This window comes from Corynebacterium sp. MSK158 (genome assembly GCF_030229085.1).
Taxonomy (GTDB): domain Bacteria; phylum Actinomycetota; class Actinomycetes; order Mycobacteriales; family Mycobacteriaceae; genus Corynebacterium.
This window is the reverse complement of record NZ_JASPHJ010000007.1, coordinates 48,833-62,160: the sequence shown is the minus strand read 5'-3', so window position 1 is coordinate 62,160 and position 13,328 is coordinate 48,833. Positions and strand designations below refer to the sequence as shown.

10 protein-coding genes are annotated in these 13,328 nt (G+C 59.5%); 7 read left to right on the top strand and 3 right to left on the bottom strand.

Annotated features, from left to right (window positions below; all coding sequences use genetic code 11):
* Positions 1-280: 280 nt before the first annotated feature.
* From QP915_RS07040 to QP915_RS07030, 3 genes are all read right to left on the bottom strand, one after another.
* Entirely contained in the window at positions 281-409 is a 129-nt protein-coding gene (locus tag QP915_RS07040; RefSeq protein WP_284768820.1) for a hypothetical protein, read from the bottom strand.
* 655 nt (positions 410-1,064) lie between these two features.
* Positions 1,065-2,711, bottom strand: coding sequence for a chaperonin GroEL (gene groL, locus QP915_RS07035; protein ID WP_023019954.1), 1,647 nt, complete (start codon positions 2,709-2,711; stop codon positions 1,065-1,067).
* Between the two features lie 231 nt (positions 2,712-2,942).
* Positions 2,943-4,913, bottom strand: coding sequence for an OPT family oligopeptide transporter (locus tag QP915_RS07030; RefSeq protein WP_284768819.1), 1,971 nt, complete (start codon positions 4,911-4,913; stop codon positions 2,943-2,945).
* A 228-nt stretch (positions 4,914-5,141) separates the two neighbouring features.
* Here QP915_RS07030 and QP915_RS07025 point away from each other — a divergent pair, with 228 nt between their 5' ends.
* The 7 genes from QP915_RS07025 (at position 5,142) to QP915_RS06995 (ending at position 13,314) form a co-directional block, all read left to right on the top strand.
* On the top strand, positions 5,142-6,509 hold the full coding sequence (locus tag QP915_RS07025) for a M20/M25/M40 family metallo-hydrolase (protein WP_284768818.1): 1,368 nt from the start codon (positions 5,142-5,144) through the stop codon (positions 6,507-6,509).
* Between the two features lie 331 nt (positions 6,510-6,840).
* Complete coding sequence (locus tag QP915_RS07020) at positions 6,841-9,822, top strand: Na+/H+ antiporter subunit A (RefSeq protein WP_284768817.1); 2,982 nt, start codon at positions 6,841-6,843, stop codon at positions 9,820-9,822.
* A complete protein-coding gene (locus tag QP915_RS07015; RefSeq protein ID WP_284767042.1) occupies positions 9,823-10,323 on the top strand; it encodes a Na(+)/H(+) antiporter subunit C in 501 nt (166 codons plus the stop codon).
* Positions 10,316-12,142: a Na+/H+ antiporter subunit D gene (locus tag QP915_RS07010; RefSeq protein WP_284768816.1), complete on the top strand. Its 1,827-nt coding sequence runs from the start codon at positions 10,316-10,318 to the stop codon at positions 12,140-12,142. The genes QP915_RS07015 and QP915_RS07010 overlap by 8 nt, the downstream gene beginning before the upstream one ends.
* Entirely contained in the window at positions 12,135-12,662 is a 528-nt protein-coding gene (locus QP915_RS07005) for a Na+/H+ antiporter subunit E (RefSeq protein WP_284768815.1), read from the top strand. The genes QP915_RS07010 and QP915_RS07005 overlap by 8 nt, the downstream gene beginning before the upstream one ends.
* Complete coding sequence (locus QP915_RS07000) at positions 12,662-12,937, top strand: monovalent cation/H+ antiporter complex subunit F (RefSeq protein WP_049360305.1); 276 nt, start codon at positions 12,662-12,664, stop codon at positions 12,935-12,937. Before QP915_RS07005 ends, QP915_RS07000 begins: the two co-directional genes overlap by 1 nt.
* Entirely contained in the window at positions 12,934-13,314 is a 381-nt protein-coding gene (locus tag QP915_RS06995; RefSeq protein ID WP_284768814.1) for a monovalent cation/H(+) antiporter subunit G, read from the top strand. Before QP915_RS07000 ends, QP915_RS06995 begins: the two co-directional genes overlap by 4 nt.
* Positions 13,315-13,328 lie beyond the last annotated feature (14 nt).

The window sequence follows — 13,328 nt, the reverse complement described above, 5'->3', positions numbered from 1 at the left end:
GAAAAGAAGGCCTACCCAAACGGAAGGTCTTCTTGCTTCATTGAGCGTCAAGCTCAAAACTGAAGAATTTTCTTATACGAACATTTCGATTAGCCGGGAACCGCCTTCCGCGATACTCAGATATGACTTCAAGAAACTCATGGACGGCATCAAAACGAAAACAAAAGTGGAGTGCAGGTTGATAATCTCAGAGGATATTATATCTCCCGAAAAATGAAACTGAAGCGAAGTGCTACAGATTACTCGCTGGACGGGAAAACGGCGGTGGAAGAACAGTCAATCAGGGCGTGAAGTCTTCAAAAACTTCCTTCACGTTTGCGATCCCCTTTAGTCCGTCAACGATCTTGCCCCTGTCTTCCCAGGCATTTACAAAGTTGTCCAAGTGCATCTGAACGGCGAAGAGGTCCATGTTTGAACTCCTAAAATAATTCCGAAGCTATCTGCTGCGTAGAGGTTTTCGGCATGCAGACACCCTCAGTGGGCATCACAAGAGATATTCGAGCACAAGCTTGAACGACATCAACCCAAATTTGCGTAGAGATCCAACGGGCGGCCAACTTGATAAGAGTGAATTTATGGCTTCCGGCAGTCAATAAAACTTTGTACCTCAATTGATAATCTGCCGACCTCGGCGTTTGCATTACGTTTCGAGAAGCTAGGTTAAATAAGACTTAAGACCGTAACGATTTCCGGCACAAAAATCGATAGGTGCTACAAAACTCACCCTTTATAAGCGAAAACCTTTTCAAATTCCAACTTTCAAGTTACTCCAATATGAGGCATTGGGGTGCATGATTCTCATGTTAGAAGCTGTGGTGATTGAAGACCTATATCCGCAATAAAATGCTGAGTTTTTCTTTAGACTACGACCCAAATCAAAACCGTCTATGACGAACAATTTCGGAAATCTTTCTGTGAAAACGCACCGCAGCCATATCGCATTGATTAAGCAAAGTGCTGCAGACACGCCGAAGCGCCCCGTTTCACGCACTCTAAAGCACAGAAGCGGGGCGCTCAAGATTTTCCCGTTGTTGCGGGCGCCAGTCTATGGGCGTCTTGGGCGTTTAGAAGCCCATGCCGCCCATAGCGTCAGCATCCGGCATACCGTTGTTGGCGCCGGCCGGCTCAGGCTTGTCGGCGACGACAGCTTCGGTGGTCAGGAACAGAGCTGCAATGGATGCAGCGTTCTGCAGAGCGGAGCGGGTGACCTTAACCGGGTCATTAATGCCAGCCTCCATGAGGTTGACGTACTCGCCGGTAGCAGCGTTCAGGCCCTCGCCTGCCGGCAGGGAGGAAACCTTGTCAGCAACAACGCCCGGCTCTAGGCCAGCGTTGTGTGCAATCTGCTTCAGCGGTGCAGACAGGGCCTCGCGGACGATCTTGACGCCGGTAGCCTCGTCACCCTTGAGGTCATCCAGGGAATCCAGGACGGAAGCAGCCTGCAGCAGCGCTACGCCACCACCGGCAACGATGCCTTCTTCCACGGCAGCCTTTGCGTTGCGGACTGCGTCCTCGATGCGGTGCTTGCGCTCCTTGAGCTCAACCTCGGTAGCGGCACCGACCTTGAGGACAGCAACGCCGCCGGAGAGCTTAGCCAGGCGCTCCTGCAGCTTCTCACGGTCGTAATCGGAATCGGAGCTTTCGATCTCCGCGCGGATCTGCTTGATGCGGCCGTCGATCTGCTCCTGGGAGCCAGCCCCCTGAACGATGGTGGTCTCGTCCTTGGTGACAACGACCTTGCGCGCCTGGCCCAGGTACTCGAGCTCGGCGGTCTCAAGAGAGAGGCCAACCTCCTCGGAGATGACCTGGCCACCGGTGAGGATGGCCATGTCCTGCAAGGTGGCCTTGCGGCGGTCGCCGAAGCCCGGTGCCTTGACCGCAACGGACTTGAAGGTGCCGCGGATCTTGTTCACAACGAGGGTGGACAGGGCCTCGCCCTCAACATCCTCAGCGATGATCAGCAGCGGCTTGCCGGACTGCATGACCTTCTCCAGCAGCGGAACCAGGTCCTTGATGTTGGAGATCTTGGAGGAGACCAGCAGGATGTACGGATCCTCCAGGACCGCCTCCTGGCGCTCCATATCGGTAGCGAAGTAGCCGGAGATGTAGCCCTTATCAAAGCGCATACCCTCAGTTACCTCGAGGTCAACACCGAAGGTATTGGACTCTTCCACAGTGATAACGGAGTCCTTGTTTACGGAACCGTTGCCCACGGTGTACATAGCCTCAGCGATCTTCTCGCCGATGGCCGGGTCAGCAGCGGAGATGCCAGCGGTGGTGGCAATCTGCTCCTGGGTTTCTACTTCCTTAGCGGAAGACAGCAGGGAGTCCACAACCTTCTTCGTAGCGGTCTCGATGCCGCGCTTGATGCCCATTGGGTTGGAACCTGCGGCTACGTTGCGCAGACCCTCGCGTACCAGAGCCTGTGCCAGCACAGTTGCGGTGGTGGTGCCGTCGCCAGCGACGTCGTCAGTCTTCTTGGCAACTTCCTTGACCAGCTCGGCGCCGATCTTCTCGTAAGCATCCTCGAGCTCAATTTCGCGAGCGATGGAAACACCGTCATTGGTAATGGTCGGAGCGCCCCAGGACTTTTCTAGGACGACGTTGCGGCCCTTGGGGCCGAGGGTGACCTTGACGGCGTCGGCAAGCGTGTTTAGGCCGCGCTCAAGGCCGCGGCGGGCCTCTTCATCAAAAGCGATAATCTTTGCCATTGTGTTTGTGCTCCTTGGTTTATTGAGGACGACACTCACGTCTTTCTCGCTGCGGACGCCCGCGACGGCATGGCTGGTGAGTGTGAACCAACCTCAACCACAACGATGTAGATTTATCTAGCACTCATACTGTGCGAGTGCTAACGACCATTCTGGCACTCTCCCACCGCGACTGCAAGAAAAATGGCGCCCCCGCGAAGGGACGCCGTTATATAAGGAATGGATCAGGAACTAGGAGCCCTTCACCGTGCGCTTGGTCCAGCGGTAGATGAACGTCAGCGCGATAATAAAGAGGATCACGCCCACCACGGTGGCGGAGGCACCACCCTCAAAGATTTCCAACGGGCTCTCGCCGCCGGCAGCGGCAATGATGCCGGCGTTGACCACACCAAAGAGGGACTCGCCCACGATGAGGCCGGTGGCCAGGAGGGTACCCATACGCTTGGCAAACTCCGGGTGGGATTGCTTCGCGGCCCACTTGTCATAGAAGGTACCCAAGATGGCACCGATGGGGATGACGATGGTCAGGGCGGCCGGTAGGTACATGCCCATGCCGGCGGCCAGCGGGGACAGCGAGTACTTATCGGTGAACTTGCGCAGGAGCTCATCAATAATAATGAGGACAGCGCCAATGGCCATACCGATGAAGATGAGGTTCCAATCCAACGAGCTATCGAAGATGCCGGAGGCAACGGAGGACATCAGGGCGGCCTGCGGGGCGGCCAAGGCGTCTTCGCCGGCACCTTCCATGCCTTGGAAGCCGAAGCCATTGAGCATGACCTGCAGAATCGGCGGGATAACGAGGGAGCCGAAGACCACGCCGATAATGAGCGCTACCTGCTGCTTCCACGGAGTAGCGCCGACGAGCTGACCGGTCTTGAGGTCCTGCAAGTTGTCATTGGAAATGGTGGCAATGCCAAAGACGATGGCCGCGGTAAAGAGCGTGTAGGCCACCAAAGACAAAGGATCCGCAGTGGTGCCGCGGGTGACAGCCGCGATGAGCAGCGAGGCAGCGAGCACGGCGATGATGCCAATGGAGGAAATTGGCGAGTTAGACGCACCGATCAGGCCGGCCATGTAGCCGCACACGGAGGCGATAATCAGGCCTACCAGCAGGGTAAAGAGTACGGAGACGGTAATGAGCACGGCCATGTGGTCGTGAATATCGGTACCGCGCACAAAGTCCCACAACAGCAACGCGATAGGCACCATGAACGCCACGATGGTGGTGGCGACATAGGGGAAGGGAATATCGCGCTCGGTGACATCTACGGCGGAGCCGGACTTGCGGGCGCGCGAGGAGGCTAGGGACTGGCGGATGCCCACAGCAATGGGAGCGGCGATCTTCAGCAGGGTCCAAATGGCGGCAATGGCCATGGTCCCCACGCCGATGAACCGGATGTCATCGGAGAAGGTGGTATCGACGACGTCGGCAAGCGCGGTGGCGCCCGTAATATCGCCGGTGGTGAAGATAGGCAGCAAAATGAAGTAGGAAATCACCACGCCTACCAGCATGGCAATGCCTACCGGCAGGCCCACCAGGTGACCCACGCCGATAAGCGCGGTGGACAGGCTGGTGCCCAAGGTGGTCGCGCCGGCGCCGAGCTTGAAATAGGCGGTGACCTCGGAGGCGGCGGCCTTCATCGCAGTCAGCAGCGCCATGACGGCCGAGGTAATGCCGCCCGCGACGATGACGCGCAGGCCCTTGGCATTTTCCTCATGGCTGGCGCCATCGGCGTTCTCGTCGCCCACTTTGAGAACCTCGGCCGCGGCCACGCCCTCCGGGTAGGGCAGGTCGGAGCCGGTGACCAAAGCACGGCGCAGCGGGATGGAATACATCACGCCCAGCACGCCGCCGATGATGCACACGCCGGCCGTCTGTACGAAGCCAAAGCCCTGCCAATACCCCACCATCACCAGGCCTGGGAGGACGAAGATGATGGCGGACAAGGTGCCCGCGGCAGAGGCAATGGTCTGCACGATGTTGTTTTCTTTAATGTTGTGGCCTTTGAACCGGCGCAGCACCGCCATGGAAATCACGGCGGCCGGGATGGAGGTAGCAAAGGTCAAGCCCACCTTCAGGCCCAAGTACACATTGGCAGCGGTGAAGATGAGGGTAATCAGGCCACCGATGATGATGCCGCGCAGAGTCAGCTCGGGCAGGGAGGCCTTGGAACCTGCGGCGGATGATGCGTTCGCCATGCCAGGTCCTTTCTATTCTCGGCTATGAAAGTTTCTTGTCTCACCCCGCGTAGCAGGCTACAGCCAGCAACGCCCGTTTTCGCCCGTTTCACTCCGGTTTTAACCCCGGTTTGTATCCGAACGGACAGAATCCGCACAGGGTGGAATGAATAAATTTTAGTTCATCACCCCAGCGTTTTCCTATTCCGGTTGCTCTATAGCTTGGGGCGGGCGGGTACCGTAGAGACCATGACTGCACTTAATGAAAGCATTCGCAACGATCGCGAGACCATTTTCCGCCAGCTCAGCGAGCTCGTGGCCTTTAACTCCGTCCACGACGAGGAAGGTTTGGAGGACCAGACCAAGGGCGCAAGCCAGTGGGTTAAATCCGCACTGGAAGAGGCTAGAGTGAGCGTGGAAACCATCACCACGGCCGATGGCTCCACTGCCATCTTGGGTGAGCGCAAGGGCGATGAGGGCGCCAAGACGGTGCTGCTGTACTCCCACTATGACGTGGTGCCAGCCGGCAACCGCGAGGCTTGGGAATCCGATCCGTTCACCCTTACCGAGCGTGAGGCCGCTGATGGCTCCACCCGCTGGTACGGCCGCGGCGCCGCCGACTGCAAGGGCAATGTGGCCATGCACTTGGCCGCCCTGCGCGCGGTGGACAATAACGGTGGTACCAAGGTGAACCTGAAGTACCTCATCGAGGGCTCCGAGGAGCGCGGCGGCGAGGGCCTATCCCAGCTCATCAAGGATCGCCCAGAGCTTTTTGCTGCCGACGCCATTCTCATCGCCGATGCGGGCAACGCCGCTGTGGGCCAGCCGACCTTGACCACGTCCCTGCGCGGTGGCGCGCAGATTGGCGTGCAGGTCGATACCTTGGCCTCAGCCGTCCACTCCGGCCAGTTTGGCGGCGCGGCACCGGATGCCGCCAAGGCGCTGATGCGCGCCATCGACTCCCTGTCCGATGAGTACGGCCGCACCGTTATCGATGGTGTGGATACCACCGCCGAGTGGTCCGGCCAGGAGTACCCGGCCGAGGCCTTCCGCGCCGATGCGCAGCTGCTGGAGGGTGCCAAGATCATGGGCGAAGACGACCCGGCCGGTGCCACCCCGGTGGCCAACATGGTTTGGTCCCGCCCGGCTATTACCGTGACTGGCTTCACCTCCACCCCGGTGGCAGAAGCCGTCAACGCCGTGCCCGCCACCGCTTCCGCGCAGCTCAACCTGCGCGTTCCGGCCGGTGCCGATGCCGCTGCGATTGCCGACGCCGTCTGTGATCACCTCCGCGCCCACACCCCATGGGGCGCCCACGTTAAGGCCGAAGTGCTTGAGGCCAATGCCGGTTTTGCCACCGATCCAGAAAAGCCCGCCGCTGCGCTACTGGGCGAGTGCCTTTCCGAGTCCTATGGCATGGACACCGCCGCACAGGGCATGGGCGGTTCCATCCCGCTGACCACCGAGCTGCAAGAGGCTCACCCCAACGCGGAGATCGCTCTCTACGGCGTGGAGGAGCCAAAGTGCACCATCCACTCGGCCAATGAGTCCGTCGATCCCACCGAGATCGAAAACATCGCTGCCGCAGAAGCGCTCTTCTTGCAGCGCTACGCCTAAGACTGAAACCCCAGGTCCAGCCCGGAACCTGCCTGCCGCCGCGGTTAGCGCGGCTTACCCCGCACCTTGGGTGCGGGGTTTCTTTCTGCCGCGAAATGGCACCATATAATACAGCCCATAAAAATAATCCTTTCGAAGTCGTAGAAAAACCGGTAAAGTGGCAAAAAGTTGGCCCCGCGCTCGGCCATGTTGCTTGCATCGTGCCGCCGCAGCGTACTCAGCGGCGCGCGGCATGTGAATGTTCTCGCCTCTCAGCAGTTGTGGCGTTTGTGGTATTCGCGGCAGCGGGGCAAGAGAACTTGACACAACCATAAGGAGCGCAGAAACCAACGTGCTATTACTTCTGGGTGCTCTCATCGCCGCAACCGTGGCCGCACCGCTACTCATCATGCGAATGGGGCGCCCGGCTTTTGGCATTCTGGCGCTGGTTCCCGCCGCTGGGTTCGTATGGACACTCGCGCATTTTCTGCGCGGAACGTTCAAGGACGGCGGTGGTGTGGACTACACCGTGGCTTGGATGCCGTCTGCGAACCTAAGTTTTGACCTGCATCTGGACGGTTTGGGCGCCCTTTTTAGCCTGATCATCTTGGGCATGGGCGCACTGGTACTGGTGTATTGCTGGGGCTATTTCGATGGCACGCGGCGGCGCTTAGCGATGTTCGCCGCACAAATGGTGGGCTTTGCCACCGCCATGTTTGGGCTGGTGGCCGCGGATAGCTTCCTGCTGATGTATGTGTTTTGGGAAATCACCTCCGTGCTGTCCTATCTCTTGGTCAGCTACTACGCGGAGCGTGCCTCATCCCGCCGAGCCGCACAGCAAGCGCTCATGGTCACCGCGCTAGGCGGACTATCCATGCTCATGGGCATCATCTTGCTCGGACGGCAGACTGGGGCGTGGACTTTTAGCGAAATCGCGGCCTACGAAGACTTTGCGCATACGCCCTACGTGACGGTAGCTATCGTGCTCATCTTGGTCGGCGCGCTCACCAAGTCCGCTATCGTGCCAGCGCACTTCTGGCTGCCCGGAGCCATGGCGGCACCGACGCCGGTCTCGGCCTACCTGCACTCAGCAGCGATGGTAAAGGCCGGAATATACTTGGTCGCGCGCTTGGCCCCCTCAATGTATGAGGTCGCCACTTGGCATGTGGTGGTCATTTCCCTTGGCGTATTTACCATGCTTCTGGGCGGATGGATGGCGCTCAAGCAGCGCGACCTCAAACTGGTATTGGCCTATGGCACCGTCTCCCAGCTGGGTTTTATCACCTCCATCGCGGCCGTGGGCTCGCGCGAGGCCATGCAGGCTGGTCTCGCGCTGACCTTTGCGCACTCGCTATTTAAGGCGGCACTCTTTATGGTCGTCGGCACTATCGACCACTGCTCGGGCACGAGGGACATCACCAAGCTTTCCGGCTTGGGCCGCAAGGAGCCGTTCCTCTTCGGCATTGCAATCATCTCTGGTTTTTCCATGGCCGGCGTGCCGCCCCTTTTTGGCTTCGTGGCCAAGGAGGCAGTGCTGGAGGCCACCATGCATGAGGAGCTTCTAGCAGGCATGCCGCGCAATATGATGCTGGTGGCCTACGTCATCGGTTCCATCCTCACCATGGCCTATACACTGCGCTTTCTGTGGGGCGCCTTCGCCACAAAGAAGGAGATTAATGGCGCGGAGCCAGCAGAGGCCGTCGCCAAGATGCATCCCGTCAGCATCGGGCTTTGGCTCTCCCCCGCCGTGCTCACCGCCTTGACCGTGGCGCTCGGCGTATTCCCCAAGCCACTCTCGGCAGCCTTTGACCAACACCTCAATTCCACCTTCGACCCCAAGCCACATAGCGAACTGGCATTGTGGCATGGCTTTAACGTGGCACTGGGCCTCTCGGCGCTCATCATCGTTGCCGGTATCATCCTGCACTGGCAACGGCAGGTGCTAGAAAAATGGCAATTCTCCTACCCCGCTCTGGGCAATGCGGATGATGCCTATGATTCGGTCATCGCTCATCTGCGCAAGCTCTCGCTGCGCACGACGGCAACCACGCAACGCGGTTCCCTGCAGCTGAACTTGACGGTCATCTTTGCCACGTTGATGCTGCTACCGCTAGCCATGCTCATTAAAGGTGACCTCACCGATATCCGCATGATCGTGGCGGAAAATCCTTGGCAGGTAGTGGCCGCCTTCATCATCATGGTGGCCGCTGTGGTCGCTACGGTAACCGATAATCGCTTGTCCGCCGTCATTATCGTTGGCGTAACCGGCTATACGCTTTCCTTCATCTTTGCGCTGCATGGCGCTCCGGATCTGGCGCTTACCCAGCTGCTGACGGAGACCATCGTGATGGTACTTTTCATGCTGGTGCTGCGCCGCATGCCGGCCTCCACCGAGTGGAAGCAGGATCCCAAAATGGGGCGCCTACGCGCGTGGCTTTCGGTGGGCACGGGCCTGACGGTAACCGTGGTGGCGATGTTTGCCATCAACGCGCGCCAGTCCAAGCCCATCTCTGAGTTCATGCCGGATCTGGCCAAGGAGATTGGCCACGGCGCCAATACCGTCAATGTCTTGCTGGTGGACCTGCGCGCATGGGATACCTTTGGCGAGATCACCGTCATTATCATCGCTGCGCTGGGCGTGGCCTCTCTGATTTATCGCACCCAGTCCTTCGCCCGCGCGAGCCGCCGCCCCACCCTGCAAGTTACTGGGCGGCGCTGGCTGGCGGCCGGCGTGGAATCAGAGCAAGCGCTCAACCGCTCGCTGATGATCGATGTCTCTACCCGCGTGCTCTTCCCGTCTATGGTCGCGATTTCCTTCTATTTCTTCTTCGCGGGCCATAATGCGCCGGGCGGCGGCTTCGCCGGTGGCCTCGTCGCCGCGCTGGCTCTTATCCTGCGCTACCTGGCTGGCGGGCGTGCAGAGCTGGATGAAACCCTGCCTATCGACGCCGGCCGCACCATGGGTACCGGACTCTTCCTATCCGCGGTGGCCGTGGTGGCCCCAATGTTCTTTGGCCACCCGCCGCTAACCAGCGCGTATACCTCACCAGAGATCCCGCTCATCGGCGCGGTATCGCTGCCTTCAGCGTTGGTCTTTGATGCGGGCGTCTACCTCATTGTCATCGGCCTTACGCTCTACATACTCAGTTCCTTGGGCGCGAAGCTAGATGAGGAAGAGGATATGCGTAAGCAGCGCGCCCGCGACCGCGCCCGCTCGCTGGCCCGACAACAACGCCAACGCACCGCCAAGCAAAAGGCGCAACGGGCGCAACGCAAGGAAAAGAAACAAGCCACCACGGCAAGCACAGCCGCTACGACAGGAAAGGAGAAGTAAATGGAAGCCAACCTCTTCCTCCTGCTCGCCGCCGGCGTGCTTGTAGCCGCGGGCATCTACCTGCTGCTAGACCGCGCCATGACCAAGATGCTGCTGGGCCTATTGCTTTTGGGCAATGGCGCCAACCTTTTCTTGCTCCAGGCAGGCGGCTCGGCCGGTTCCCCGCCCATCGATGGCCGCGAATCGGAACCGTATGGCGCCGAGATTGCAGACCCCCTCGCCCAGGCAATGATCCTTACCGCCATCGTCATTTCCATGGCGCTAACAGCCTTCATACTGACCTTGGCCTACCGCCAGTACCGCTACCGCACGGACGATGTCATTGAGGATGACGCGGAGGATACCGCCATTGCCGCCAAGGCTGCACGCCCCGGCAATGCGGCCGCAAGCCCGGATCACGATGCCTCCAACGATCCCACTACGGGCAGGGCAACCAAGGAAGGCGATAACTTCGGTCCAGAGTCCTTTGAGGAGCCTGTAAAGGGGGCCCGCGATGAGTGAGACCATGCAACCGCTTGTCGATGCCCTCTTTCCCTACATCGGCTACCTCATTCCCCTGCCCATTATCATCCCGGCGGTAGCCGCAGCGCTCGCCTTGATCTTTTCCCGCGTGCCCAATGCGCAGCGCCAAATCGTATTTTTCTCGCTGCTTATAACGGCGGTAGTCAACGCCATGTTGATCCTCATTGCGGATTTTGAGGGTATCCAAACACTGCAGGTGGGTGGCTGGGACGCCCCAGTGGGCATCACGCTTGTGGCGGATCGCCTCTCTGCGGTGATGCTTTTTACCTCTTCCGTGGTGCTCTTTTCTGTCATTTGGTACGCCATCTCCCAGGGCGTGCGCGATGGCACCAAGGACGAGCCGGTGGCAGTCTTCTTGCCCACCTACATGCTGCTGACCATGGGCGTAAACATCTCCTTCTTGGCCGGCGACCTCTTCAACCTCTATGTGGGCTTCGAGGTCTTCCTCGTGGCATCCTATGTGCTGTTGACCCTCGGTGCCTCGGCCGGTCGCGTGCGCGCCGGTGTGGGCTACGTGATGGTGTCGATGGCCTCGTCCATGATTTTCTTGCTCGCGCTGGGCTTTGTGTATTCGTCTGTGGGCACCGTGAATATGGCGCAGGTTGGCCAGAGGATGCAGGACATTCCGGAAGGCACCCGCACCGCGATCTTTGCCACGCTGCTCGTAGCCTTTGGCATTAAGGCAGCAGTGGTCCCACTAGACGCCTGGCTGCCGGACTCGTATCCCACGGCGCCATCGCTTGTTACGGCCGTCTTCGCCGGCCTGTTGACCAAGGTGGGTGTCTACGCCATCATCCGCGCCCGCTCCTCCGTCTTTACTGCCGGTGGGCTCGATACCGTGCTCATGTGGGTTGCCCTAGCCACAATGTTGGTAGGCATCCTAGGCGCGATTGCGCAGTCCGATATTAAACGCCTTTTGTCCTTTACCCTGGTCAGCCACATTGGCTACATGATCTTCGGCGTCTCGCTCGGTACCGCCCAGGGGCTTTCCGGCGCCATCTTCTACGCCGTACACCACATTCTGGTCCAGACTGCGCTATTCCTCGTGGTCGGACTCGTTGAGCGCCAAGCCGGCACCTCGTCGCTGCGCCGCTTGGGCTCGCTGATGTACTCGGCCCCGCTTATCGGAATTTTGTACTTCATTCCAGCCATTAATCTGGGTGGCATCCCGCCGTTCTCCGGTTTCTTAGGCAAGATCATCTTGCTGCAAGCCGGTGCGAATGAGGGTTCCTGGATGGCGTGGGTGCTCATCGTCGGTGCCGTGGTCACCTCGCTGCTGACTCTCTACGTCATGATGCTGGTATGGGCTAAAGGCTTCCAACGCGACCGCGCCGATGCCCCGGAAGGTAACGTGGCGCTCGCCCGCCCGGCCCCGCTTTCCGATATCACCGATGAGGTCGAGTTTTCCTCCCGCCAGGATGTGGGCAGGGTGCCCTTTGGCATGATCGCCTCTACTACTCTGCTGGTGGCCGCGTCTACCTCTATTACCTTCCTGGCCGGCCCAATGTCCGGCGTGACCTCACGCGCTGCCGAATCCGCGCAGGACACGTCCATCTATCAATACGCGGTCTTGGGCGACCGCGCGGATGACCCCACCCGCCACCTCAACCAGAAAGAGCGCTACACCGGCGGAGCGGATTCCTATAAAAATCGCCGGCATCCCTCCCAGGATGCGGAGCCGCCCGCCCAGCCAGGACTAGATGCCCGCACCGACCCAGAAGCCGGCGGCCGCGATTCCCACTCCGGCACTGTAAAGACACCAGACGCCGCTAAGAGGAAGGACATTAGCGATGACTAACGCACGCTTTTCCGGCCTGCGCCACCGCTTCCGCCCGTGGTTCATCGTCTGGCTGACCATCATGTGGTGCATGCTCATGGGAGAGATCACCGTGGGCAATGTGGTGGCCGGACTCCTCATCGGCACCGTTATCGTCTTTGCTCTGCCGTTGCCGGCCATGCCCATTACCGGCATCGACGTCTCTTGGGGCAAGCTCATTGCGTTCATGATCCGCTGGTTCTGGGAGCTGTTCTACGCCTCGCTCAAGGTGGGCTGGCTGGCCGTGCGCCCGCAGCCGGTGCCCAAGACCGCCATCTTGGAGCTGCCCATGCGCTTGGATAATGAGTTCGTACTCTCCCTGGCCGTAACGCTGTATAACCTGCAGCCAGGCGGCACGGTGACCGATATCGACATTGCAAACCGCATGATTACCGTCCATATCTTAGACGCCCGCGATGAGGCCCAGATTCAGCGCGAAATCGGTGCCGTGGCCCACCTTGAAGCCTCATTCATCGACATCTTTGAAAGGAGCCACCCCTAATGGATCCGCAGATCTATAACGCGATTTTGCTGGTGGCCGCCGCGCTGCTGGTGGTCTCCTTCCTCATCACCGTCTGGCGCATTGTCACCGGCCCCAATTCGCTGGACCGCTTGGTGGGCATGGACGGCTTTACCGCGATGTTCCAGTGCGCGTTGGCTACCTATATGTGCTGGTCGCTCAATACCACGGTGGTCTCGGCCATGCTGGTCATTGCGCTGCTGGGATTCATCTCCACCGTGTCCGTCACCAGGTTTAGGAAGAGGGATAATCAATGAGCTGGTCTTTCATCGCAGATGTACTCTCGCTCATCCTCATCATTGGCGGCAGCCTCCTCACCTTGGCCGCAGCCATCGGCATCGCTCGGTTCAAGGACACGATGTCTCGTGTACACGCGGTAAGCAAGCCACAAACCACAGGGCTTATCATCACTATCCTCGGCGCCATCATTCGCATCACCGGCGCGGAATCCTTCAGCGTTGCCGAGCGCGGGGATTTAGGTATGCTCATTTTACTGGTACTGTTTGCCATGTTCACTAGCCCGGTAACCGCGCAGCGCACCTCGCGTATTGCACGCCGTGAGGGTCTGTACGGCACCGAAGAAACCATGTCCCGCAACGACCGACCCGCTGCGAAGTCGCTGCGCCGCAAGTAGGAGACGCTTTTCAC

What these genes read in the sequence shown, in the direction of transcription:
- groL (WP_023019954.1), bottom strand. Translation starts at nt 2,711, where the DNA reads ATGGCAAAGATTATCGCTTTTGATGAAGAGGCCCGCCGCGGCCTTGAG.
- QP915_RS06995 (WP_284768814.1), top strand. Translation starts at nt 12,934, where the DNA reads ATGAGCTGGTCTTTCATCGCAGATGTACTCTCGCTCATCCTCATCATT.
- QP915_RS07000 (WP_049360305.1), top strand. Translation starts at nt 12,662, where the DNA reads ATGGATCCGCAGATCTATAACGCGATTTTGCTGGTGGCCGCCGCGCTG.
- QP915_RS07040 (WP_284768820.1), bottom strand. Translation starts at nt 409, where the DNA reads ATGGACCTCTTCGCCGTTCAGATGCACTTGGACAACTTTGTAAATGCC.
- QP915_RS07030 (WP_284768819.1), bottom strand. Translation starts at nt 4,913, where the DNA reads ATGGCGAACGCATCATCCGCCGCAGGTTCCAAGGCCTCCCTGCCCGAG.
- QP915_RS07025 (WP_284768818.1), top strand. Translation starts at nt 5,142, where the DNA reads ATGACTGCACTTAATGAAAGCATTCGCAACGATCGCGAGACCATTTTC.
- QP915_RS07005 (WP_284768815.1), top strand. Translation starts at nt 12,135, where the DNA reads ATGACTAACGCACGCTTTTCCGGCCTGCGCCACCGCTTCCGCCCGTGG.
- QP915_RS07010 (WP_284768816.1), top strand. Translation starts at nt 10,316, where the DNA reads ATGAGTGAGACCATGCAACCGCTTGTCGATGCCCTCTTTCCCTACATC.
- QP915_RS07015 (WP_284767042.1), top strand. Translation starts at nt 9,823, where the DNA reads ATGGAAGCCAACCTCTTCCTCCTGCTCGCCGCCGGCGTGCTTGTAGCC.